This is a genomic window from Pseudomonas lurida, from assembly GCF_013522705.1.
In the GTDB taxonomy this organism is placed as follows: Bacteria; Pseudomonadota; Gammaproteobacteria; order Pseudomonadales; family Pseudomonadaceae; genus Aquipseudomonas; species Aquipseudomonas quebecensis.
Map to the genome: position 1 here is coordinate 14,156 of NZ_JAAMRE010000042.1, position 22,946 is coordinate 37,101.

General features: G+C 62.6%; 20 protein-coding genes. 3 read left to right on the forward strand and 17 right to left on the reverse strand.

Translation table 11 applies throughout. The features are described 5' to 3' along the window. Positions 1-39: 39 nt before the first annotated feature. The 9 genes from G7025_RS25470 to G7025_RS25510 form a co-directional block, all read right to left on the reverse strand. On the reverse strand, positions 40-1,536 hold the full coding sequence (locus G7025_RS25470; RefSeq protein WP_181081761.1) for a YdgA family protein: 1,497 nt from the start codon (positions 1,534-1,536) through the stop codon (positions 40-42). Positions 1,537-1,682: 146 nt separating this feature from the next. Next, the gene (locus G7025_RS25475) at positions 1,683-2,315 is read right to left on the reverse strand and encodes an NADH:ubiquinone oxidoreductase subunit N (protein WP_181081762.1); all 633 of its coding nucleotides are present in this window, start codon (positions 2,313-2,315) and stop codon (positions 1,683-1,685) included. 92 nt (positions 2,316-2,407) lie between these two features. Beyond that, positions 2,408-3,850, reverse strand: a complete 1,443-nt coding sequence (locus tag G7025_RS25480; RefSeq protein WP_181081763.1) for an efflux transporter outer membrane subunit — start codon at positions 3,848-3,850, stop codon at positions 2,408-2,410. After that, entirely contained in the window at positions 3,847-4,737 is an 891-nt protein-coding gene (locus G7025_RS25485) for an efflux RND transporter periplasmic adaptor subunit (protein WP_181081764.1), read from the reverse strand. The genes G7025_RS25480 and G7025_RS25485 overlap by 4 nt, the downstream gene beginning before the upstream one ends. Next, positions 4,734-4,943: a DUF1656 domain-containing protein gene (locus tag G7025_RS25490; RefSeq protein WP_010214247.1), complete on the reverse strand. Its 210-nt coding sequence runs from the start codon at positions 4,941-4,943 to the stop codon at positions 4,734-4,736. Before G7025_RS25490 ends, G7025_RS25485 begins: the two co-directional genes overlap by 4 nt. Then, complete coding sequence (locus G7025_RS25495) at positions 4,940-7,018, reverse strand: FUSC family protein (RefSeq protein WP_181081765.1); 2,079 nt, start codon at positions 7,016-7,018, stop codon at positions 4,940-4,942. The genes G7025_RS25490 and G7025_RS25495 overlap by 4 nt, the downstream gene beginning before the upstream one ends. Further along, positions 7,015-7,425 (reverse strand): MarR family winged helix-turn-helix transcriptional regulator, encoded by a 411-nt coding sequence (locus tag G7025_RS25500; protein ID WP_181081766.1) that lies wholly within the window; start codon positions 7,423-7,425, stop codon positions 7,015-7,017. Before G7025_RS25500 ends, G7025_RS25495 begins: the two co-directional genes overlap by 4 nt. 301 nt (positions 7,426-7,726) lie before the next feature. Further along, on the reverse strand, positions 7,727-7,972 hold the full coding sequence (locus G7025_RS25505; protein ID WP_181081767.1) for a DUF2789 domain-containing protein: 246 nt from the start codon (positions 7,970-7,972) through the stop codon (positions 7,727-7,729). 33 nt (positions 7,973-8,005) lie between these two features. After that, complete coding sequence (locus G7025_RS25510) at positions 8,006-9,616, reverse strand: glycosyltransferase family 39 protein (RefSeq protein WP_181081768.1); 1,611 nt, start codon at positions 9,614-9,616, stop codon at positions 8,006-8,008. Positions 9,617-9,808: 192 nt separating this feature from the next. Here G7025_RS25510 and G7025_RS25515 point away from each other — a divergent pair, with 192 nt between their 5' ends. Next, entirely contained in the window at positions 9,809-11,980 is a 2,172-nt protein-coding gene (locus G7025_RS25515; RefSeq protein WP_181081769.1) for an outer membrane assembly lipoprotein YfiO, read from the forward strand. Next, the gene (locus G7025_RS25520) at positions 11,977-12,681 is read left to right on the forward strand and encodes a DUF3142 domain-containing protein (protein ID WP_181081770.1); all 705 of its coding nucleotides are present in this window, start codon (positions 11,977-11,979) and stop codon (positions 12,679-12,681) included. The genes G7025_RS25515 and G7025_RS25520 overlap by 4 nt, the downstream gene beginning before the upstream one ends. An 8-nt stretch (positions 12,682-12,689) precedes the next feature. On the opposite strand, the gene G7025_RS25525 is transcribed toward G7025_RS25520, so the two are convergent. From G7025_RS25525 to G7025_RS25560, 8 genes are all read right to left on the reverse strand, one after another. Beyond that, positions 12,690-14,135 (reverse strand): efflux transporter outer membrane subunit, encoded by a 1,446-nt coding sequence (locus G7025_RS25525; RefSeq protein WP_181081771.1) that lies wholly within the window; start codon positions 14,133-14,135, stop codon positions 12,690-12,692. After that, positions 14,132-15,190, reverse strand: a complete 1,059-nt coding sequence (locus tag G7025_RS25530; protein ID WP_181081772.1) for an HlyD family secretion protein — start codon at positions 15,188-15,190, stop codon at positions 14,132-14,134. Before G7025_RS25530 ends, G7025_RS25525 begins: the two co-directional genes overlap by 4 nt. A 15-nt stretch (positions 15,191-15,205) precedes the next feature. Further along, positions 15,206-16,741 (reverse strand): MFS transporter, encoded by a 1,536-nt coding sequence (locus tag G7025_RS25535; RefSeq protein WP_181081773.1) that lies wholly within the window; start codon positions 16,739-16,741, stop codon positions 15,206-15,208. 358 nt (positions 16,742-17,099) lie between these two features. Beyond that, positions 17,100-18,020 (reverse strand): LysR family transcriptional regulator, encoded by a 921-nt coding sequence (locus G7025_RS25540; RefSeq protein WP_181081774.1) that lies wholly within the window; start codon positions 18,018-18,020, stop codon positions 17,100-17,102. Positions 18,021-18,080: 60 nt separating this feature from the next. Beyond that, complete coding sequence (locus tag G7025_RS25545) at positions 18,081-18,929, reverse strand: ABC transporter permease (RefSeq protein WP_181081775.1); 849 nt, start codon at positions 18,927-18,929, stop codon at positions 18,081-18,083. Between the two features lie 10 nt (positions 18,930-18,939). Further along, positions 18,940-19,791, reverse strand: coding sequence for an ABC transporter ATP-binding protein (locus tag G7025_RS25550; RefSeq protein WP_181081776.1), 852 nt, complete (start codon positions 19,789-19,791; stop codon positions 18,940-18,942). Position 19,792: 1 nt separating this feature from the next. Then, positions 19,793-20,818, reverse strand: coding sequence for an ABC transporter substrate-binding protein (locus G7025_RS25555; RefSeq protein WP_181081777.1), 1,026 nt, complete (start codon positions 20,816-20,818; stop codon positions 19,793-19,795). 13 nt (positions 20,819-20,831) lie between these two features. Then, on the reverse strand, positions 20,832-21,725 hold the full coding sequence (locus G7025_RS25560) for a TauD/TfdA dioxygenase family protein (RefSeq protein WP_181081778.1): 894 nt from the start codon (positions 21,723-21,725) through the stop codon (positions 20,832-20,834). A gap of 311 nt (positions 21,726-22,036) precedes the next feature. Between G7025_RS25560 and G7025_RS25565 the strand changes: the two genes are divergently transcribed. Continuing rightward, the gene (locus tag G7025_RS25565; RefSeq protein ID WP_181081779.1) at positions 22,037-22,747 is read left to right on the forward strand and encodes a GntR family transcriptional regulator; all 711 of its coding nucleotides are present in this window, start codon (positions 22,037-22,039) and stop codon (positions 22,745-22,747) included. Positions 22,748-22,946 lie beyond the last annotated feature (199 nt).

Genomic DNA, 22,946 nt, shown 5'->3' on the forward strand with positions numbered 1-22,946 from the left:
AATCTCCCTCGCCACAGCATACTCAGTGCACTGACGCGATTATTGCTCGCCGCTGACCGCGCCGACTTTGGACATCACAAAGCCGATGAACTGCTCGACGGTCATTTTCTGGCCGTTGAAGGTCACTTCATTGTTGGCGTAGTGCAGTTTGGACACCACGTCGTTGCCGACCAGGGTCGCCAGTTGTGCGCCCACGGCCGTGCCGCTGACCATCTCGGCGGCCATCTGGGCTTGCTGCTCGATGGCTTTAGGGTCGGTCAGGCCAACAGCCTGGGCCTGCAGGGCCGACACATCGGCGATCATTGGCTTGGACAGGGTCAGGTTGGCGTCCAGCAGCGACACCATCTGCTTGCCCAGTTCCACCGGCGGCAATTCCATCGACGCGGGTTTGGCCAGGTCGACCACCAGGTTGAACTTGCTTTCGCCGTGGGTGGTTTTCAACGACAGGTTTTCCAGCGCCAATTGCGGCTTGGCGGCCAGCAGTTGGTTGACGTTGGCCTCGGCCAGGGCCTGCTCGGCTTCGGTCAACTGCAATTCAGGCGCGGGTTCGCCAGCGGCGGCGGCGGCTTGAACCGGCTGCAGCTTGTCCTGGTAGAGCTTGGTCAACACCAGCATGGCGGGGACGTCGACGTTTTTCATGCTCAGCGCCATGGCGGCCGAGCCGACGGGTTTGCCCTTGTAGCCGATCTCGTCGATTTTGTAGTCGACGCGGCCGGCCAGGTTGTTGTCCTTGGTTTCGCTGGAGTCTTTCTGCTCAAAGCCTTTGAGCGAGATCACGTCTTTCTGCACGCCGACGGTGAACTTGGCGTCCGTCAGTTCCACGGTGTTCTGCCCGGTGTAGAAACCGAAGGTGGACTTGGCCAGGTTGCTGGCCACGGTCAGGCCGGCCAGTTCGGCTTCGAACGGCGCGCCCTGGGCATCCACGGCGGCGACCTTGAGGCTGTTCATGAAACCGTCGGCCTTGACCTTCTGGCCTTCGGCGGTGCTGTCGAAATTCATGTTGGCGCCGGAGAAGCTCACCGAGGACTTGTCATCCTTGAACTCCAGGGGCAGCAGTTCGACATTGCCGTTGACCGCGCGGGTGTAGCTGATATTGGCCACGCCCTTGAGCGGCGACACGTCTTTGGCGGCGGCAAACCACTTCTCGGTGGTGGCGTTCTTTTCCAGCTGGTAATGACTGGTGGCCATGACCGGCAGCCATTTAAGCGTGACCAGGCGCGAGAACGGCAACGGGCCGTGTTCGATATGGTCGACGAACAGCAGCTCCGGGTTCGGGTTTTCTTCGCCGAACACCGAGCCCTGCGCTTTCAGGCGGTAATGCGCGGTGCTGCTGAACACGCCACGTTCCAGCGACACCAATTCAAGGGCGACGCTGCCGTCGACGCCGGCCATGGAGGTTTGCAGTTCCTTGTTGGCGTTCTGGATTGCGGTCTGCAACACCGGCTCCAGCTGCTTGCCGGTGTACCAGGCGCCGCCTGCACTGACGACGCCGACGGCGACAACAAAACCCAAAAGAACGACTGCTGGCTTATTCATGAAGTGACCTGATCAAATCCTGTGAGAAGTGGGCTGTCTTCCTTGAACCCTGTAGGGGTTGGCTCAAGCCCGCCGAAAACGGGGGAAGATTAGCACTGGCGGCCTTAAACGGCGCAACCTTTCAGAGGCATCAGATCGCTACTGGTTCACGAATACTCCAACTCGATTTCGTCAAGCTGGTGATCGAAGCTCTTCAAACGTGCTGTCCAGGTGTACACCAGCACCTCGAACTCGCGGTGGATCACGGCATTGCCGGGGGTGTCGACCTTGGGATCGCAGAAGTCCAGCTGGTAGCGTTCGCGGGCCATCTGCGTGGCGACATCGGACAATTCCCGCGCGTTATTCAGCCAATGCCGACCTTCGGCGATCTGCTTGTCGAGCACCACGCACTGTTTTTTCAGGGTTTCGAGACTTTTTTCCAACGGCGTGCCGGTGAGGTCGCCCATGACTTCCTGGAAGGTACGCCCCGGCTGCCAGTAGCTGCCCCAGAAGTAGCGGTCGAACACGGTTTCGACGCGGCGCAGCGCGACCTTGGTGTCCCAGATGGCCACGCGGGTCTTGCCTTGTTCGAGGAGTTTTTTCTTGACGCGTTGATTCTGGTAGGACGCCCAGGCCACCACGCCGATGGACAAGGTGCCGATCACCAGGCAGGCGCTGTCGAGGAACACCATGGCCTTGTCGAGGGGGTGGGCGAGCATGACGCCGTAGAAATACGCGGCCGATAACAGCACCAGTGCGAAGAGCACGCACCAGAAAGCGGGAGCATAAGGGTTTTTCATTATTGGAATCCCCATGAGCAAACGCGAGCAGTGTCAGGCGCGCGCCTGGCTCAACAGCCACGGCGCCCGCCTGTCAAAGCATAGCTATTCGCTCAGGGTTTGCCGGGCGCGGAGGCTTGCGTTCGTCCGCTTTCCCAACCACCGCCGAGGGCCAGGAACAGGTCGATCTGGCTCATGGCGACCTGGGTGTTGGCCGCCGCCAATTGGGCACGCATATCGGTGTAGGTGCGCGTGGCCTGCAGGTCGGCCAGGAACGACGCACGACCGGCCTGGAAGAAGCGGTGCGTCTGGTCCGCCGCCTGTTGCGCCGATTGCTCGGCCTCGGCCAATGCGTCGCGACGCTGCAACACGGCGGTGTACTGGGCCAGGCCGGTCTGGGTTTCGCGGATCGCGTTGAGCACCACCCCATCGAAATGCGCCAGGGCGCCCTGGGTGGCGGCTTCGGCCTCATGGATGCGTGCGCGGGCGCCGTTGGTCGGTACGGTCCAACTGATCATCGGGCCGAAGCCCCAGCGGTTGGTCGCCGGTTCGCCGAGGTTGTCGAGCAGGCCCACGGTGCCGACGCTGGCGCCGATGGCGATGTCCGGGTACAGCGCGCCGGTGGCCACGCCGATGCGCGCGGTGGCGGCAGCCAGCTGGCGTTCGGCCTGGCGCACGTCGGGGCGGCGCTTGAGCAGCGTGGCGCCGTCGCCCACCGGCAGCAATTGGGCGATGTGCGGCAGCTCGGCACAGTCGCCGGTGCCCGCCGGCAGTTGCTCGACGGGTTTGGCCAGCAGCATCGACAGTCGATAAAGGCCGGCCTGGCGCGCCGCCTGGTAGCGCGGCATGTCGGCGCGCAGGGACTTGTATTGCGTCTGCGAGCGGGTCACCTGGGTTTCGTCGCCCCGGCCGGCATCGCGCAGGCGCTGAGTCAGCGTGGTGCTTTGCGCCTGCAGCTGCAGGGAATGGTTGGCAATCGCCAGTTCTTCGTTAGCGGCGCAGACTTGCGTGTAAGAGCGCACCACATCGGCCACCAGGGTGATGCGTGCTATATCGGCGGCGGCCTGGGTCGCGTCGGCGCTGGCCTGGGCGCTTTCGATGCCGCGCTGCAAGGTGCCGAACAGGTCGAATTGATAAGACGTGGTGATGCCCACGCTGCCGATATTGCCCACGGGGACCTTTTCCGGCAGCAGGAAGGCTTCGCCCGATTCCTGCAGGCGTTGCGCCTCGGCCTTGGCGCCGGCGCTCCAGCCCCCGGCGGATTCGGCCTGCTGCACCTGATACCGCGCGCGTTGCAGGTTGGCCGCAGCCACGCGCAGGTCGGTGTTGGAGGCCATGGCCTGGCGTACCAGCTCATCCAGGCGCGGGTCGTTGTAGAGCTTCCACCAGTCAGCCGGCACCGGCGCCGACACTACGTTCTTGCCATCGGCCGGCAGTTGCCCTTGCAGGTCGCCGCGCTTGACCGCGGCGGTGTCCGGCACCTGGTAATCCGGGCCGACCATCTGGCAGGCCGACAGCAGAGAACCCAGGGCAACGATGGCCAACAACTGCTTCATGGCCGGGCTCCGTCCTTGGGTTGGTCATCAATGATCGACACCGTGGCGGTACGCCCGGCGATCATGCGAAAGTCCGCCGGCACCTCGTCAAAGGCAATGCGCACCGGGATTCGCTGGGCAAGCCGTACCCAACTGAACGCCGGGTTGACGTTGGGCAGCAGGTTGGAGCCACTGCTGCGGTCGCGGTCTTCGATGCCGGCGACGATGCTCTGCACATGCCCGTGCAAACGGGCGTTGTCGCCGATCACGCGGATGTCGACGCCCATGCCGACGTGGATACCGTCGAGCTTGGTCTCTTCGAAATAGCCGTCGATGTGAAACGAGTTGCTGTCCACCACCGACAACACCGGGCGCCCCGCGGTGACGAACTCCTGGGTGCGCGGCGCGCGGTCGTTGACGTAGCCGTCCACGGGGCTGCGGATTACCGAACGGTCGAGGTTGAGCTGCGCCGAATCCACCGTCACCTGGGCTTCGGCCAGGGCCGATTGGGCGCGGGCCACGCGAGACTGGCTTTCTTCCAACTGTTCGCTGGGCACCAGGTTGCCGAGGCCACGGTTGCGCTTATATTCGCGCTGGGCCTGCGCCAGGGTTTCCTGGCGGTCGGCCACGGCGGCCTGGGCCTGACGCAGCGCCAGTTTGAAGCGGTCCTGGTCGACCGCAAACAGCACCTGGCCTTTGCTTACCAATTGGTTGTCGTGCACATCCACGCGCTGGATCAGCCCGGACACGTCCGGGGCGATCTGCACGATGTCGGCACGGATGTGCCCGTCACGGGTCCAGGGCGCAAACATGTAGTACATGACCATGCGCCACACGACCACCACCGCAAAACTCACGATCAGCAGCGTCAGGACCACACGGCCAATAGTCAAAAAAGGTTTTTTCATGTCATCAGGTATCGACTGAGTGAGTCCACCGCGCCCAGCAACAGCGCGTAGAGCCCCACATTGAACAATGCCCGGTGCCAGACCAGGCGATAGAAGTGGAGGCGGGTCAATAACCCGTGCACCACCAGAAACAGCACGTACGTAATGCCCATCAGCACCAGCAGCGTGGGCAGGAACACCCCACTGATATCCAGATCACCGATCATAAAGGCGCTCCATCGGGCAGCGGCGCTTCCATCTCCGTGCCGCCAATAAATTCCACGCCGGGCAACAACGCCAGGCGCAGGCCCGCCAGCGCATGCAGCAGGTGCAGGCGGGTGTCGTCTTCGTTTTGCAGGCCCTGACCGTTGAGGGCACGGCGCGTGCGGTCGAGGGTCATCAGCAGACCGCTGGGCGCAGGCAAGCGTTCACCCGCTTTCAGGCAGGCCTTGAAGTAACCGCCCACGCCTTCCACCACTTGGTTGAGCAGCACACGCGGCACGCCGAGGATGCGCGGCGAGTAGGCCAGCAGGTCGAGCAGGTTGAGCGCCACGCGCAAGTCGCGCAGGGCGATGCCGGTGTCCTGGTTGATCAGGGCCAGGCGCGGCAGGTGCTGCATCAAGCGGTCAAGCATTTGCACCGCCAGGTGTCGGTGTTCGGCCAATGTGGCCGGCTCGGTGAGGCCGACGATGTCGTGCCAGCTGAAACGGGTCAGGCGCTTGGCGGCCAGCTCGGCGCCGAACGGGCGGGCGATCAGCGTCCACACAAACGCGAACAGCAGGCCCACGGGCCCGGCCAGGTTGACGTTGGCGAAGTTGAGGAAGTCGGCGTCATAGGCGCCCTGGATGCTGATAAACGACGAGGTGTTGACCAGCGTCAGCAGCATGCCCAGGTAGAAGCGCGGCTGCACGGTCAGCGTGCCGATGCAGATAAACGGCACGGCGAATGCCAGTACCAGCATCGGAAAATCGTGCAGGTTGGGCAGCACCAAAAACAGATAGAGGCTGGCAAACAGCACCGACATCGCCGTCCAGAAAAAGAACCGGTAGATCTGCGGCGCGGGGTCGTCCATCGAGGCGAAGAAACTGCACGCCACGGCGGCCAGGATCACCGCGCTGCCGCCGTCGGTCCAGCCCAGCAGAATCCACAGCACCGAGGCGACGATAATCGCGGTGACGGTGGAAAACGCCGAGTAGAACATCAGGCCACGGTCGAGAAACGGCGTGAGCCGGCCCAGGCGCCAGTGACGGTAGACGGCGCGCCAGGTGTCCTGGCTTTCGCAATGGATGGCGGCCTGCAGGCTGCGGCAGTCCTGCCACAGGTCGACCCATTCGCCGAGGCGGTAAAGGGCGTTGGAAAACAGCAGGGTGTGGCGGTCATCCAGCGCATCGCCCTCGGGTTGTTGAGCTTCGATCCGGTCACGCAGGGCGCGCCAACTGTCCAGCGACGGGTTGTCGGTGCTGCTTTGCAGCCACTGGGCGGTGGCGTCCAGCAGCGGTTTGAGGCGTTCGAGAAACTGCGGCGCGCGCTGTTCGACGGCGTACAAGGCGTCATCCAACTCCTCCACCACCGGCAGCAGGTGGATCATGCGCCCGCGCAGCTCCTTGGTATTGCGCACCGTCTGCGGCCGCGCGCCTTCGTGGGGCAACTGGCCGATCATCAATTCCAGGGTGTTGAAGGTGGCGACCATGCCGCCGCGCAAAGTGCTGATTTCGTCAGGCTGCACCGTACGCGTGAGGAACCGCTGGCTGTAGACCTGTGCGTCGGCAAACCATTTGGCCACCGAACCGTCGAACACCGGCGCCAGGCGCCGCGGCCAGAACATCGCGCCGACCACGGCGGCCACCACGATGCCGAGGAAGATTTCTTCGGTACGCGCCTCGGCCACGTCCCATACCGCCAGGGGGTTGTCCACCACCGGCAGGGCAATCAACGGCAAGGTGTAGCCGGCCAGCATCAACGCGTAGTTGTTGGCGGTGCGCAGGTGCATGGACAGAAACAGCAAGGTGCCCGTCCACAAGGCGATCACCACCACCAGGATGTACGGCGACTGCACGAACATCGGCACAAAAAACACCGCCGCCGCCGCCCCCATCAGGGTGCCGATGGCGCGGTACAGCGCTTTGGAACTGGTGGGGCCGACAAACGGGCTGGAAACGATGTAGACCGTGGCCATCGCCCAATACGGACGGGGCATCTGCATCAGCATGGCGATGTACAGGGCGATCATCGACGCCGCAAAGGTGCGTACGCCATAGAACCAGTCGCGAGCAGGCGGGAAACCGGTGAAGAATCCGTTCAAAGCGTCGCCGCCTCAAAGGCACGCAACACCCGCAGCGCCGCCTCCATATCGGCCGGCGCGATATCCGCCAGCACGTCTTTACGCAGGCGCACCAGTTGCACCTCCACCGCCTGCACCAGTTCGCGACCACGTTCGGTGAGGCTCAAGGCCTTGGCGCGACGGTCATGGACATCTTCGGTGCGGCACACGTAGCCGCCGTTGCACAGCTGGTCGAGCAGGCGCACCAGGGACGGGCTTTCCATCCCCGACGCATGGGCGACCTTGACCTGATGCACGCCGTCGCCCAGACGGCCGATCATCAACAACGGCACGGCGCAGGCTTCGGAAATACCGTAGCTCACCAGCGTGGTCTGGCAGATTTTGCGCCAGTTACGGGCGCCCACCACCATGCTGCTGCTGAGGTTCATCTGGAGTTGTTCGAGAGAGTGAGGCACTGGATAGTTCGCATACAGTTAGTTTGCTAACTATCAATATGGTGGAAGGATCGAATTGCGTCAAGTTTTGAAACAATTTCGCGATCGATGGAGCGATTCAGCAGCAACACCGCAGGACGCATGTGGGAGGGTTGGGGCCGTTCGCTCCACGGTGGCGCAACAATGCAGAGAGCCCACGCCGTTGAAATCCGCCAGTAGCTGTTGGCGATTTGAGCCCAGATTTTTTTACCACTCACCTTTTTTTTTACAAAACCACAATTTCCAAAAGATTTTTTTACACCCCTCGGCCATCCCGCAACATCAGATTCAACTCATCCACTACTTCCGCCCAATCGGCGTCGTCCAGTATTTCCTCACGCAAAAACGCTTTCTGGCTCTGCGTCCAGAAAAACGCATCTGCCAATTTCAGATCCGGCTTGAGTGGCGAGTGGGCGGTCACAAACCGCTCAATGCTGACCGGGTCATGCTCCAGGCCAAGTTGTTTGAACAACGATGGCAAGCTGTGCACGGGCGATTCCATGATGGGTTCCTTAAACAAGGTCGTTAACTGAGTCTAGCGGCAGCTTTCGGGTTGCGGTTGCGGCACAGCGCACAGCACAAACAAGCGCGCCCTGGCGCCGCCGCCATCCTGGCGACTCAGCTCGCGCCAGCCCACGGGCAGCGGCGCAAACTCGTCCGGTGCATCGTTGCTGCTGATCAGCCAGACGCGGCGAGTGTCGGCGGGCAGAGCCGACAGATGGTCGAGGTAAATGCGCCCGCCGTCCTGGTCGACCAGGGTGCCGAAGCCGTACGCGTTCGGCCGGGTCGGCGTGCCGTCGGGCTTGGGCGGGGTGTAGAGCTGCAGCTGAGCATCGGTCTGGTCGTAATACACGTAACTGAGGTACCACATCATGTCGCTGAGGATGATGCGGTCGTCTTCTTGATAGTGCTGGTTAACGAATTCCACCGGCACGTTGAATTGGTCACGCTCATCCACTGTGTAGTTGTTTTTGAGCCCTGCCAGCTCTGCGACGACGAACAGCACAAACAGCGCCGCCCCCAAAAGCGATAGCCGTGAGGGCAGGCGGTCAATGGCCATGGCAACCACGATGGGCAGACCCAAGGCATAGACGGTGAGGTAACGCTCGATAAACACGGGAGAAATAAAAGACACCCCGTACACCAGCAACACCGGGAGCAGGAAAAACAGCCCCAGCAGAACGGCCGGCCGGCCGGGCTCGCGATCCAGCCATCCAGTGACCACCACGACAGCTGCCAGCACCAACGGGAAAGCCCAGAATAAAGGGCGCCAGAGTTCAAGGCCTTCGTCCTGCAGCAGGAACTGCCAGATCATCGACGGCAGCGACAGCATGTCCACCGGCTCTTCCCAGCCTATGTCACCTCCCACCTTGAGCTGGTCGACGTGTTGCACCAGGTCCAGCAGGTTCGGTAGCCAAGGCAGGTACACCAGCACAATGGCCGCGTTGGCCGCCCACCACGCCGGGCGCATAAGCAGACGCTCGCCACTGGCTTGCCTTGCGCTCACCACCCCCAGATAAGCCCAGTGCACCAGCACACACAGCGCAGTGAAGTAATGGGTATAGAAACCGGCGCTCATCAGCAGTGCGTACAGCACCAGGTAACGTGCGCGCGTGGGCTGGCGAACCCAATACACCAGTGCCAGGGTGGCGCCTAACAGCCACACGCCGAGCAGCGAATACATGCGCACTTCCTGGCTGTAGCGCACGGCCGTGGGCAACAGCGCCAGCATGACACCGGCCAGCAACGCGGCGCGGCGGGTGGACAGTTGTCGCGTGAGCCACACGCCCAGGCCCACGGCAATGACGCCGGGCAGCACGCTCATGCTGCGTATCGAGGCGATGCTGTCACCGAAGCACTCGATCCAACCGCGCAGCATGAAAAAGTACAGCGGCGGGTGCACGTCATGGGCGGCATGAAACCAAAGGTCGTCCAGTGCGTACTCGCTCAGGAGCAGACTCGAACCTTCATCCCCCCAGATCGCGGCGGCGGTCAGGTTGTACAGCCTCAGCGCCACGGCGAATGCGATGACGGGCACCCACCACAGATGACTGAGCCCCACAACGCGCTGCCAACCCGACGCGTACTGATTGATGGAACCCCACGCACTCGTTTTTTCGTACGGTTCTGATACCGACCGACGCATACCGCCTCCGCGACTACTGCCCCACTGCAGCACAACTACTGCGCATGCGCATTGGGCGCCACTTTAGGTCAAAAGCCTGCGAATCGCTTCAGTAATCGGACAAATCGGCAATTTGTGTAGGCCTTCACCTTAGTGATCGTAAGATCACGTTATTATTGCTGTCCTCCCAGCACCCAGGATCAAGGACACCTCATGCGCATCGGTTTTTTGTCACCTCTGGCACTCGCCCTGCTGGCTGCCACTTCCCTGCAGGCCCAGGCCAGCTCCGACGACTCGTGTTACCCCGACTGGCGCATTACCCGTGACACCCTGGACCCGTGCAGCAACCAGCCGTTCCTCAACCCCGGCAACGACAGCCGGGTCAACCTGCGCCTGCTGTTGGCCGACAAAAAAAACACCGCCCTGACCCCCAACGCCCTGAGCGAAGATGACCTGGCCGAGGGTTTTGGTCCGGTGCCATTCCCGGTGTATCGCCTGACGCTGCGCGGAAGCTCGGAAACCGAGCCGGATGACGGCGGCGACAGTTCGTCGACTGCCGAACTCGACAATCTGTTGCAGCCCCTGGGCATCAAGCGCGAGGACTACACCACCGCCGGCGAGGCGTTTGTTACAGGTGAAGGCAGCCGCTGCCGCAGCAACGACGATGACAGCGCCACCGCGTTTGTGCGTCAGGCGGTCAAGGCTGACATGCCGGCCGCCGAGCGCGAACTGCTGGTCAAGGCGCGCCTGCAACTGCTCACCACCTGCGAGTGGGATGGACCGGTCGTGGCGAATGCCCAGCAACTGCAATCGACCGACGGCCAGCAGCTGTACACCTACCTGCAAGCCGCCGCCGACTTTTACAGTGGCCGGTTTGCCGAAGCCGAGCGCGGTTTCAGCGCCGCCCGCAGCAGCGCCCTGCCCTGGCTCAAGGAAGCCGCCCTGTACATGACCGCGCGCACTGCGCTGAACCAGGCCCAGGCCGATACTTACGACGCCGACGGCGTGCCGAATCTGCAGCGTGTGGATAAGTCGGCGCTGGCCAACGCCGAACAGGCCTTCGACAGCTACCTGAGCACTTACCCACAGGGCGACTACAGCGCTTCGGCGCGCGGTCTGCTGCGTCGCGTCTACTGGTTGGCCGACGACGGCGGCAAACTCGCCGAGGCCTATGCCTGGAGCCTGACGCAGGCCAGCGACGCGCAGCGCAACGTGTCCGAGGATGAGTTGGTGGAAGAAGCTGACCTCAAGTTACTGATGGTCAACAGCCAGCCGGTGAAAACGCCGATGATCCAGCTGGTCAGCGACCTGATGGTGATGCGCGGCGGCAACCAGCCGACCCTTTCCCGCGCAGACCTGGAAAAGCAAAAAGCCCTGTTTGCCAGCGAGCCCGAACTCTACGATTACCTGCTGGCGGTGTGCGCGCTGTACATCGAGCATCAGCCGGATGCCGCTTTGAAGCAGCTGCCGCAAAGCGTGCCGTCCAGCCTGAATTACTTCGCCTTCAGCCAGCAGACCCTGCGCGCCCTGGCGCTGGAAGCCAAGCAGGACTGGAAAGGCGCAGAGGCACTGTGGCTGCAACTGCTGCCGCTGGCCAAATTGCCGTTGCAGCGTGATCAACTGGAGCTGGCCCTAGCGATGAACTACGAGCGCAGCGGCCAGCTGGCCAAGGTATTTGCCGCCGACTCGCCAATCAGCGCCAAGCAGGTGCGTTACATCCTGCTGCGCAATAACGCAGGACCCGAGCTGCTGCGCCAGCAGATCGCCCAGGCCAGCGATCCGGTGGAGCGCCAGACTGCGCAATTCGTATTGCTCTACAAAGACCTGCTGCGCGGCCAGTTCGCTACCTTTGCCGAGGACTTCAAGCAACTGCCGACCCCGGCGCCCGAAGACAAGCTGAGCAGCAGCCTGGGTTATGTGTACAGCGAAGGCCAGACGTTGAAGCTGTTCCAGTGGAACGGCGAACAAGCCGCCTCCGGCTACACCTGCCCGGCCATCGCGCAAACCGCCGCGACCCTGCAAACCGAGGCCAGGAACCCCCAGGCCCTGAACTGCCTCGGCGAGTTCATCCTGCGCAATAACCTGGACAGCATGCCGCTGGAACAGGCGCGCACCGCCGGCAGCCTGGGCAGCACTGCATCGGAGTTCAAAGGAGCGACGTTCTCGCGGCTCGACGGTTACAAGCAGGTGATCAGCGACGCCAAGGCCCCGAAGACTGACAAGGCCTATGCCCTGTTCCGCGCCATCAACTGCTATGCCCCGGCCGGTTATAACAGCTGCGGCGGACAGGACGTTGAGCCGGCCGTGCGTAAAGCCTGGTTCCGCCAGCTCAAAAGCGGCTACGCCGACACCCAGTGGGGCAAATCGCTGCAGTACTACTGGTGAGGCACCTGTGGCTAGGCTTGCTGCTGCTGGCAAGCCCGGCCCTCGGCGCCGTCGACGCCCACGACTATGACGCCTTCTGGCTGTGGAGTGGCGTCGCTGCGCAACCGGTGCTCAAGCAGGCCAAGACCCTGTACATCCTTCAGGGTCAGATCAACGCCTCCCGCCGCGCGCCCCAGCGCGGTGTGCAATTGATCGCCCAAGGCATGAGCGTGCCGCGCCTGACCCAGGGCGAAGTCTGGGTGGTGTACCGCGCCCATACCCTGCGCTGGCCCGAAACGGTCTACACCCGCCTGCTCGGCCAGGTGCAACGCTGGCGCGACGCGGGCAACCCGGTGGTGGGCATCCAGATCGACTTCGACGCCCGCACCCAATACCTGCACGAATACGCCGACTTCCTGCGCGACCTGCGCCAGCGCCTGCCCGCCGACCTGCAGCTGAGCATCACCGGCCTGATGGACTGGAGCAGCAACGCCGACCCGGCCGCCATCGCCCAGCTCAAAGGCGTGGTGGATGAAGTGGTGGTGCAGACCTATCAAGGCCGCCACAGCATCCCGGATTACGCCGCGTACTTGCCGCGGATGAATCGGCTGGGGCTGCCGTTCAAGATCGGCTTGATTCAGGGCGGTGAATGGCAGGCGCCGGGGTATTTGCAGGGCAATGAGTGGTTTCGGGGGTATGTGGTGTTTTTGCGCAATCCCTGAATACTCGGCTAAGGCACGGTCGCCTGCAGCGGATACACCGACTCCCACCCTCCTCCCAATGCCTTGTACAACCCAACCATGGCCAGCGACACGCCGGTGGAACTCTCCACCCATTGCTCCTGCGTCGCCAGCAACGCGCTCTGCACGGTGAGCACGTTGACGAAGTCCACCACGCCCTCGACGTATTGATGCTGCGCGGTAGTGAGAGCGATCTGGTTCTGGCGCACGGCTTCGGCCAGGCTGTCGCGGCGCAGTTGGCTGGCGTTGTAGCGGGTCAGTTGATCGTCGATTTCATGCCAGGCGCGCAATACGGTTTGCTGGTAGGCGATTGCCGCTTCCTGTTGCTGGGCTTCGCGCAGCTCGAGCATGCCTTGCAGGCGCCCGCCATTGAACAGCGGCAGGCTCAGCTGTGGGCCGAAGGCAAAGGCGCGTGAGCCCCACGAACCGAAATCCGACAGTTGCATGGCCTGGGAGCCGAGGCTGCCGGACAAGGTGATGCGCGGGTAAAAATCGCCCTTGGCCACGCCGATGCTGGCGGTGGCGGCATGCAACCGTGCCTCGGCCTGGCGGATATCGGGGCGACGTTCGGCCAATTCAGACGGCAGGCCGATGGCGACCTGGCGCTGGGCCTGTGGCACGCCGGCGTCCTTGGACAATTGTGCGTGCAGTGCTTGCGGCGGCTCGCCCACCAGCAGGCTCAGGGCGTTGATCAACTGGTCCTGGCGCTGCTGCAGGTCGGGCAGGCGTGCTTCGATGGCAGCGACTTGGGCGGCCGCTTCGGCCACATCCAGGTCGGTCGCCACGCCGTCGGCCAGGCGCAATTGCGAGAGCTTGAGACTGTGCCGCGCGACGTCGAGGTTTTGCTCGGTGACAGCGCGGGTATTCTGCACGCCGCGCAGTTGGATGTAGTCCTGGGCGGTTTCAGCCAGCACCGACAGCAGCACGGCGCGGCGGTCGTTCTCCGCGACTTGCAGCGTGGCGTCGGCCGCTTCGGTTTCGCGTTTGATGCGGCCCCAGAAGTCCAGCTCCCAGGCGGCGGAAAATCCGACATCCCATTGGTTGAACGCGGCGCGGCCGTTTTCGCCGGACGGGTCGTTGAGGCCTTTGGCGCTGTTGCGTTTGCGCTGATAGGCGCCGGTGGCGTTGGCGCTGGGGTAACGCTCGGCGGTGGTTACCTGGCGCACCGCACGGCTTTGTTGCAGGCGACTGCTGGCCAGTTTCAAGTCGAGGTTATCGCTGAGGGCGCGCCGGGTCAGGGCCGACAATTGCGCGTCGTGGAACACGTCCCACCAACGCTCCTGCAACGGATCGCTGACGGCATGGCTGGCAGCCTGACGGCCTTGGGGTTCGGTCCACTGCGCGGGCTGCGCGCTTTGGGGGCGCTGGAAGTCCGGGCCGACGGTGCAGGCGCTCAGGCTGACGAGGCCGAGGGTGAGCCAGGCGAGGTGTCTCATTGCTGGGCCACCTCGCGCTGTGGTGCTGCGGCTTGGGTGTCGACGCTGGCTTCCACCGACATACCGACCCGCAGACGCTCGGTCAGCGGCTGATTGGGCTCAAGCACGATCTTCACCGGAACACGCTGCACGACTTTGGTGAAGTTGCCGGTGGCGTTGTCCGGTTTGATCGAGGCGAAGGTCACTCCGGTGGCGGGCGCCAGGCTTTCCAGATGGCCGTTGAGCACTTCACCGTCGAGGCTGTCGACGCGCACCTGCACAGCCTGACCGGCATGCATGTGGGACAGCTGGGTTTCCTGGAAATTGGCCACCACATACGCCTCGGCCAACGGCACCACCGCCAGCAACTTGCTGCCCGGTGTCACGTAGGCACCGACCCGCACAGCGCGCTCACCGACCATGCCATCCACCGGCGCGACGATGCGTGTGTAGGACAGTTGATAACTGGCCATTTCCAGCGCCGCCTGGGCGCGTTTGAGCCCGCCCTCGGCGGCATCGCGCCGGGCCATGAGGATTTCCACCTGTTTGCGCTCGGCCGCCAGCACGGCCGTGGCCTTGGCCAGGCGAGCGGTGGCCTGGTCGATGCGGGTCTTGGCCTGCTGAGCGTTCTGCACGGTGCCGGCGCCGACACCGGCCAGATGGTTGTAGCGGTTCAGTTCGTGTTCGGCGAAGGCCACTTCGGCGCGATCCGCCGCCACCGTGGCCTGAGCCTGGGCGATCACCGAGGTTTGCCGCTCCAGTGTCGCGGTGGCGTTTTTCAGTTGGGCTTGGGCCACCAGTGTGTCGGCATCGGCGGCCTGAGCGGCAGCGCGAAAATCGCGGTCGTCGATCAGCGCCAGCAGTTGCCCGGCTTTGACGCGCTGGTTGTCTTCGACCAGCACTTGCTTGATAAAACCGGCCACGCGCGGTGCGACCAGAGTGAAGTCGGCGGCAACGAAGGCGTCGTTGGTGGTCTGCTGCCGGCTGCCCAACAGGCCAGGCGCGGCCAGGTACACCAGCACACCGACGGCGAACAGGGCGATTACGGACACGGCAACTTTGTCTTTGCGTTTCATGGGGAGTCCTTTGAACTAGGTCGGTGCGCGCGGCGGAAAGATCCGCGTGGGCATCCAGAAAATCAGCAGGATCAGAGCCGCCGCGACCGCAGCCATGACGTAGTACAGATCCGACGAGGTGAGCACCACGGCCTGTTCGTGCAGGCGGTGCGCCAGGCCCGGTGCATCGGCGTCGGCCAGCGGCGAGTTGCCGAGGCCGTCTACCAGTGTGCTCGAGTGGAAATGCACGCGGCGGGTGGTCAGCACCTCCAGCACACCGGTGGCGATCACGGCGGCCAGGCCTTTGACGGTGTTGAACCAGGCCGAGGCGAACGGCCCTTCCACCGGTTGGATACTGCCGGTGGAGAGCATTAATAACGGCAACACGGCCATGGGTTGCCCGAAGATCTGCAGCAGGTACAGCACGTAGAAGTCGTCGCGGATCCACGCCGATGTCAGATGTGCGCTGCCCACGCAGGACAGCACCAGCAGGCCCAGGCCCGTGCCCAACACCCAGCGGCAATCGATCCAGCGCAGGTTGCACAGCGCCGCCACCAACGGCAGTGCGATCAATTGCGGCAGCGCCATCAGCAGCATCAGCGGTGCGGTTTGCAGTGGCCGGTAACCCTGCACCTGGGCGAGAAAACTCGACGGAATGAGGATCACCGAGGTCAGCACCATCAGCACGCCCGCCAACACGATCAAGGCAAACGCGAGGTTGCGCAGGCCCAGCATCTGCAGCTTGAAAAACGGCAGCGGATGCGACCATTCGTTGAACAGGAACAACACCAGCAACAGGCTGCCACCACTGAGCAGGAAGGTGATCAGACCGGACTCGAACCAGTCCAGGCGATTGCCTTGCAGCACGCCGATGACCAGCATGCAGATCGCCGGGAAGCCCAGCAGCAGGCCGCGCCAGTTGAACTGCTTGAAACGCTCCAGGCGCAACGGGTCCTGCGGTAACCCGTAAGCCACGGCAACCATCGCCAGCAGGCACGGTGCGACGATTTGCCAGAACGCCCACTGCCAGCCGACGTATTCGGTCCACAGCGCCGCCAGCGGCGTGCCCAGGCTCGGGCCGAAGGTGGCGGTGAGTGCGTAGCCGGCCAGGCCGTACAACTTGACGTTCGCCGGCAGGAAGCGCAGCGCTACGGTCATCAGCATCGGCGGCAATGCACCGCCGGCCAGGCCTTGTACGGTGCGCAACAGCAGCAGGCTTTTGTAGTCAGGCGCAAAGGGGCAAAGGATGCCCAGCACCGTGAACAAACCGATGGCGCACAGCGTGAAGCGGCGCAGCGAGAACGTCACCGCACACCACGGCGCGAAAGCCATGGCCGCCACAGAGGTAGCGGTATAAGCGGCGACCAGCCAAGTGCCTTCGTCAAAGCCGATGTACAGCGCACCGCGGATATCAGCAAGGGCAATCTTGGTGACCATCTCGTTGAGACCGGACACCAGCACCGCCAGCAATACGCCGACCAGGCCGACGATGATGCGCGGGCCGAATACGGGCGGGGTAATGGCGGTGGGTTGGGCTGCAGCCGCGAGGGTGGGGGCAGCGAGGGAACTCATGAACAGGTAACTCGGCGTAGGAAATACCCGAGCAGTTTAATCAGACTAAAACATGACAAAAAGTTACTTGTCGGCAGCTTATAAGTGCGCTGAACGCAATCCTCGATCCGACAAAAATCTCCAGGTGGGAAGGGGTTTGCTCTCGACGCTGTAAGACAGGCATAGATTTTTCATCTGATCGACCGCTATCGGGGGCAAGCCCCCTCCCACATTTTGAGCCGGTTCTTTCAGTTAATACTGAGGAGGGGGTTTGGATTCGCATACTGGCTCTGGTTTTTTAGTCATTACCCCTCTCGCCTTAACTGACTGGCATTAGGGCAAGCGCCTTCCCACATTTTGACCCTGCATGATTTGGAGGTCAGGTGGGTTGCGCTTCCAGCCAGGTGGCGTGGCAGCTTTCGCGCAGGGTCTCGCGCAGCCATTTGTGCGCCGGATCGTTGTCGAAGCGCGGGTGCCAGGACTGGGCCAGCACCAGTGTCGGCAAGGAGATGGGCAGCGGGAAGGCGCGCAGCGGCAGCTTCAACCGGTTGGCGCTGTAGAGCGCTTCCTTGGGCACCGGCAGCAGCAGGTCGGAGTCGGGCAGCATGAACATTGCGCCGTGAAAACCCGGCGCGATCATCGCCACGCGGCGCTCCAGGCCTTGGGCATTGAGCGCGGTATCGATCGGACCACGGGCAATGCCGCGCCGCGAGATGCTGATATGGGAATAGCTGGCGAAGCGTGCGGCGGTGATGTCTTCATCGAACAGCGGGTGGTCTTGCCGCGCCAGGCCCACGAAGGTGGTGGAGAACAGATTCTGGACTTTCACTTCAGGGCTGGCCGGCATGGTGTTGCTCACGCGCAGGTCCAGTCGCCCTTCGCGCAGCGCTTCGTCGTCGGTGTCGCCTTCGGGCACGAAACACAGCTCGCACAGCGGCGCCATGCGCTCCATGGTGTCGAACAGGCGACCGCCGTACACCCCGATAAAGAAGTCATTGGCTCGCACGCTGAAACGGCGGCGCAGGGTACTCAGGTCCACTTGGTCGGCCGAGCGAAACAGCAGCGCCGCCTGCTCGACCACGTTGCGCACCTGATCCTGCAACTGCAGGGCCTTGGGTGTCGGCACCAGGCCGCGCCCGGCACGCACCAGGATCGGGTCGCCCACCGCTTCACGTATGCGCGTGAGGGTACGGCTCATGGCCGCAGGGCTGAGGTTCATGCGGCGCGCGGCGCCGACCACACTGCCTTCATCGAGCAAGGCGTCGAGGGCGACCAGCAGGTTCATGTCCGGTAGTTGCATGCCAAGCACTCATAAGCAGTGGGGAGTGAACTGGGCGCAATCGTAACAGGGATGGGTCTTTCAGCGCTGCATACCCCAACGCTTCACGGTAAGACGTTCGAAGGTATCGAACACCAGGTTCTCCACCAGCAGGCCGATCAGGATGACCACCGCCAGCCCGGCAAATACCTTGTCGGTGTACAGCTCGTTGCGGTTCTGGAAGATGTACCAGCCCAGGCCGCCTTTGCCGCTGGTGGCGCCGAACACCAACTCGGCGGCGATCAACGTGCGCCAGGCGAAGGCCCAGCCGATTTTCAGGCCTGCCAGAATGGACGGCAGCGCCCCCGGGATCAGGATAAACAGTACAAAGCGAATGCCTTTGAGGCCATAGTTGCGACCGGCCATGCGCAGGGTTTCAGACACGCCCAGGAACCCCGAATAGGTGTTGAGCGCCAGCGCCCACAACACCGAATGCACCAGCACAAAGATCAGGCTGTTCTGGCCCAGGCCAAACCACAGCAGCGCCAGCGGCAGTAGGGCAATGGCCGGCAACGGGTTGAACATCGAGGTCAGTGTGCTGAGCAGGTCGCGGCCCAGTTGCGTCGACACCGCCAGGGTAGTCAGGGCGAACGCCAGCACAATGCCGATCAGATAGCCCTTGATCAGCACCGCCAGCGAGATGCTGACTTTGCCGAGCAGTTCCCCGCTGAGCAGCCCCTCGTAGAACGCGTGAAAGGTCTGCACAACACTCGGCAGCAACAAGTCGTTGTCCTGGTAGCGCGCAACGGCTTCCCAGAGGACGGCGAGCACGAGCAGGATCAGGCCTTTGCGCAACCAGCCCTGTCGCCACAGGCGCTGGCGCAGCGGCAGTACTCGCTCCACCGGCACGCTGAGCAACGGCTCAAGGGTAATTTCATATTCCTGGCGCATGGGCAGCCCCTTAGTAAGCGATGCGAATATCGGCAAAATCCAGCTCGGGTTCCGCCTCGGTGGCTTCGTCGAACAACAGCCGATGAATCCGTCGCGCCGAGGCCTGAAAGTCGGCACCGCCGAGGCTGTGCAGATCATATTGGTGACTGTGGATTTCCGCGCGCACGCGCCCGGGATGCGGTGACAGCAACAGGATGCGATTGCCCACCACCAGCGCCTCCTCAATGGAGTGCGTGACGAACAGCAAGGTGAAGCGCACCTCCTCCCAGAGCAACAACAGCTCTTCCTGCATCTTGCGCCGAGTCAGTGCATCGAGAGCGGCGAAGGGTTCGTCCATCAACAAAATTTTCGGTTGCATCGCCAGCGCACGGGCAATCGCCACGCGCGCCTTCATACCGCCGGACAGGGTGTGAGGGTACGCGTCGGCAAAAGCGCTGAGGCCGACTTTGTCGAGGTAATGCCGCGCACGGTCTTCGGCTTCGGCGCGCTTGCAGGTCTTCGACGCCAGCAGCGGGAACATCACGTTCTGTTTGACGGTTTTCCACGGCGGCAACTGGTCGAACTCCTGGAACACCACGATGCGGTCGGGGCCCGGTTGCTCGACTTTTTGCCCCAGCAGGCGAATCTCGCCTTCGCAAGGTTTGATAAACCCGGCGATGGCTTTGAGCAACGTGGATTTGCCGCAGCCGGACGGGCCGAGCAACACGTAGCGGTCGGCCGGGTCGATCTCGAAGCTGACCTGGTGGGTGGCCCGTACCACGCGCTCGGCCGTGCGGTATTCCAGGCTGACGTTATCCACCGCCAGCAACGGCGCGCAGGGGGTCAGACTGCTGGCCGCGTGGCCTGGCAAAGGCGCGTTCATTTCAGCTTCCCTGCAGGGGTTTGGCGTCTTGGAAGAAGTAGTCCTGCCACGACTGCGGTTTGTGCTTGATAGCGCCGACGCGGTACAGGAACTCTGCCAGCGGGTAGGTGTTTTTCGGCGTGACGCTGAATTCGAACTGTGGGTTGTCGATGATTTTGAGCAGCTCGGCGCGATCGATCCTGGCCTTGGTCACGCGCAGGTAAGTGTCGGCCGCCGCGCCTTTGTCGTTCTGGGCGAACTGTGCGGCTTCGGTCAAAGCGTCGACGAACGCTTTGTAAGTCTTGGGGTTGTCGTTGCGGAATTTTTCGGTGGCGAACAGCACGGTCGGCGAGTTCGGGCCCAGCAGGTCGTAGGTGTTGAGCACCACGTGCACGTTGGGGTTGGCCAGGGCTTGCTCCTGGAACGGCGGGTTGGAAAAGTGCCCGGTCAGTTCGGTGCCGCCGGCGATCAACGCTGCAGTGGCGTCGGGGTGCGGAACTGCGACGGTGTACTTGTCGAGGCGGTTGAAATCCTGGTCGCCCCACAGCTTAGCGGCGGCGTATTGAAGGAAGCGCGACTGCACCGACACACCGACTGCCGGAACCGCGATGCGGTCCTGGTCGGTAAAATCGGCGATGGTCTTGACCTTGGGGTTGTTGCTGACGAGGTAGTACGGAAAGTTACCCAGGGACGCGACGGCTTTGACGTTCTGCTTGCCGTGGGTGCGGTCCCAGATGGTCAACAACGGGCCGACGCCGGCCCCGGCGATGTCGATGGAACCGGAGAGCAATGCGTCGTTGACTGCCGCGCCGCCGGAGAGTTGGGTCCAGTCGACCTTGATGTCGATGCCTTCCTGCTTGCCGTATTTTTCAATCAGATGCTGGTCGCGTACCACGTTGAGCAGCAGGTAGACGATGCCGAACTGTTCGGCGATGCGGATCTCGCCTTCGGCGTGCGCCCCCGATGGGGCCGCGAGGCTGCCGACCAACAGGCTGAAACCCAGGCCGACGCTGGCGGCCAGTCGTGCAAATGGAAGGTGTCTGGACATGGTCGTGCTCCGATCAGAAAGGCGCGTCGCCCTGGATGGTGGTGCGAAACAGCTTGCGGCGCAGATGGCTTGGGCAACCGGCGGCCAGGTGGATCAGCGAGCGGTTGTCCCAGAACACCAGGTCGTGGGGCTGCCATTGATGGCGGTAGATGTTGTGCGCCAACACGCTGTGGGCGTAGAGCTGCGCTAGCAGGTCGCGACTTTCGTCCTCCGGCAACCCGACGATGCGCGTGGTGAACCCCTCACTGACAAACAGCGCCTTGCGGCCGCTTTCCGGGTGCGTACGTACGATGGGGTGCACCACTTCGGCGACTTGCGCCAGCTGCTCGGGCGTCAGGGTCGGGCGCCAGTTGCCTTCGAATTTGGTTTCGCTGTAACGCGCCGTGTAGGAGTGCGCGGCGCGGCGGCCTTCGACCGCCGTGCGCAGATGCGCGGGCAACTGATCCCAGGCTTTGTGCATGTCTGCGAACAGCGTGTCGCCGCCCTCACTCGGCAGCTCCTGGGCGTGCAGCATCGAGCCGAGACTGGGCAGCTCTTTATAGGACAGGTCCGAGTGCCAGAATTTGCCGGCGTCTCCGAGGCCAATGGCCTGGCCGTTTTCGATGATATTGGAGACGATCAGGATTTCCGGATGATTGGCCAGCAGGAACTGCTTGAGCACGTGGATTTGCAGCACGCCAAAGCGCCGGCTGAAAGCGATCTGCTGCTGGGGAGTGATGCGTTGGTCGCGAAACACCACCACGTGGTGGTCCAGATGCGCGCGGTGGATGCGCGCGAAGTCGCGGTCGTTGAAGGGCCGGGATAAGTCCAGGCCAACCACCTCGGCGCCGACGCTGCCGGGAAGCGCACGAATTTCAAACGTTTGAAGGTGAGTAGCCTCGGATGCAACGGTAGAGACGGTGGACATGTGTTCACTCCCGGTCAGTCAGGAACTGAACTTTATAGACATAAGAACTTCAATTTAAATACTAATAAAGAATAACCATATGCGTGAAACTGACGGCAAGCACCAGGAAGTTCGCCGCCGAATCGTCCGAGCCTGGACGAGTTCGGCACCTGCTGTAAGACGTTATCAAACCCTGGCGTGAGCCCGCAGAGCGCCGTGTTGATACGCTTACAAGCCGAAACCGTGCATGTTTGACAAGCCTGGGAGCAGCCTCTAGTGTGCATTGGATCCAATTAGCCATCATCCATTTCAGCAAGGAGGGCAGCGTAACCGTGACGCAGAAGCCGACACCTTTGAACAGCATCAAGATCAGCGGTCCCATCCCCGCCCACCTTGCCCGCTCTGTGATTGAAGAAACCCTGCGCAATGCGATACTCGATGGCCGCCTGCCTTGCGGGACGGCCATGCGCCAGCAGGAACTGGCCAGCCTCTTCGGGGTCAGCCGCATGCCGGTGCGCGAAGCTTTGCGTCAGCTGGAGGCCCAATCGCTGTTGCATGTAGTCACTCACAAGGGCGCCGTGGTTGCCCCCTTGATCGAAGACAATTCGGCCGAAACCTATGAGCTGCGGATGTTGCTGGAATCCGAAGCGCTGCGCTTGTCGATTCCCTGGCTGACCGAGGCTGATATCGCCAATGCTGACGGGCTCATTCGTGCGCTGGAGCAGGAAAAGGACTACACCGAGATTGGCCGACTCAATCGCTTGTTTCACATGGCCCTGTACAGCAAAGCGCCTAATCAGCGGCTGCTGAAACTGGTGGAACATGGTCTGAATGAGGAAGAGCGCTTCCTGCGTTTCAACCTGGAGGCCATGGGACTGGGTCAGACGTCCCAGGAGGACCACCGCGAGCTGTTGAACCTGGTGGCGCAGAAGAAGATCCAGGAAAGCATTTTGACCCTGCGCAATCACCTGATGCGCGGGATGGAAGTGATCTCTACCTACCTTGATGGCCTTGGCAAGGCCGAGCGAAACAACCCGCACTAAAACCGCGTGCACCCTGCCCCTTGAGCGAGGCAGGGCTACCTGATCCTGCGCAATTTCCCCATTAAATAAATAGGGCACATTCGCTTTGGCTTAATAACCAAGCCGAGGCTGCCTGCTTGTGTGCGGAAACTTTCCCACTTTCAAAAACCAACTTACTGACAGCCCATATTATTTGGAAAAACATCTAACACATTTATAT

Excerpts from the sequence above, each read along its gene's own strand:
- G7025_RS25475 (WP_181081762.1), bottom strand. The coding sequence starts at position 2,315 with ATGAAAAACCCTTATGCTCCCGCTTTCTGGTGCGTGCTCTTCGCACTG.
- G7025_RS25485 (WP_181081764.1), bottom strand. The coding sequence starts at position 4,737 with ATGAAAAAACCTTTTTTGACTATTGGCCGTGTGGTCCTGACGCTGCTG.
- G7025_RS25510 (WP_181081768.1), bottom strand. The coding sequence starts at position 9,616 with ATGCGTCGGTCGGTATCAGAACCGTACGAAAAAACGAGTGCGTGGGGT.
- G7025_RS25490 (WP_010214247.1), bottom strand. The coding sequence starts at position 4,943 with ATGATCGGTGATCTGGATATCAGTGGGGTGTTCCTGCCCACGCTGCTG.
- G7025_RS25545 (WP_181081775.1), bottom strand. The coding sequence starts at position 18,929 with ATGCGCCAGGAATATGAAATTACCCTTGAGCCGTTGCTCAGCGTGCCG.
- G7025_RS25535 (WP_181081773.1), bottom strand. The coding sequence starts at position 16,741 with ATGAGTTCCCTCGCTGCCCCCACCCTCGCGGCTGCAGCCCAACCCACC.
- G7025_RS25555 (WP_181081777.1), bottom strand. The coding sequence starts at position 20,818 with ATGTCCAGACACCTTCCATTTGCACGACTGGCCGCCAGCGTCGGCCTG.
- G7025_RS25525 (WP_181081771.1), bottom strand. The coding sequence starts at position 14,135 with ATGAGACACCTCGCCTGGCTCACCCTCGGCCTCGTCAGCCTGAGCGCC.
- G7025_RS25480 (WP_181081763.1), bottom strand. The coding sequence starts at position 3,850 with ATGAAGCAGTTGTTGGCCATCGTTGCCCTGGGTTCTCTGCTGTCGGCC.
- G7025_RS25530 (WP_181081772.1), bottom strand. The coding sequence starts at position 15,190 with ATGAAACGCAAAGACAAAGTTGCCGTGTCCGTAATCGCCCTGTTCGCC.
- G7025_RS25560 (WP_181081778.1), bottom strand. The coding sequence starts at position 21,725 with ATGTCCACCGTCTCTACCGTTGCATCCGAGGCTACTCACCTTCAAACG.
- G7025_RS25500 (WP_181081766.1), bottom strand. The coding sequence starts at position 7,425 with ATGAACCTCAGCAGCAGCATGGTGGTGGGCGCCCGTAACTGGCGCAAA.
- G7025_RS25505 (WP_181081767.1), bottom strand. The coding sequence starts at position 7,972 with ATGGAATCGCCCGTGCACAGCTTGCCATCGTTGTTCAAACAACTTGGC.
- G7025_RS25540 (WP_181081774.1), bottom strand. The coding sequence starts at position 18,020 with ATGCAACTACCGGACATGAACCTGCTGGTCGCCCTCGACGCCTTGCTC.
- G7025_RS25515 (WP_181081769.1), top strand. The coding sequence starts at position 9,809 with ATGCGCATCGGTTTTTTGTCACCTCTGGCACTCGCCCTGCTGGCTGCC.
- G7025_RS25470 (WP_181081761.1), bottom strand. The coding sequence starts at position 1,536 with ATGAATAAGCCAGCAGTCGTTCTTTTGGGTTTTGTTGTCGCCGTCGGC.
- G7025_RS25550 (WP_181081776.1), bottom strand. The coding sequence starts at position 19,791 with ATGAACGCGCCTTTGCCAGGCCACGCGGCCAGCAGTCTGACCCCCTGC.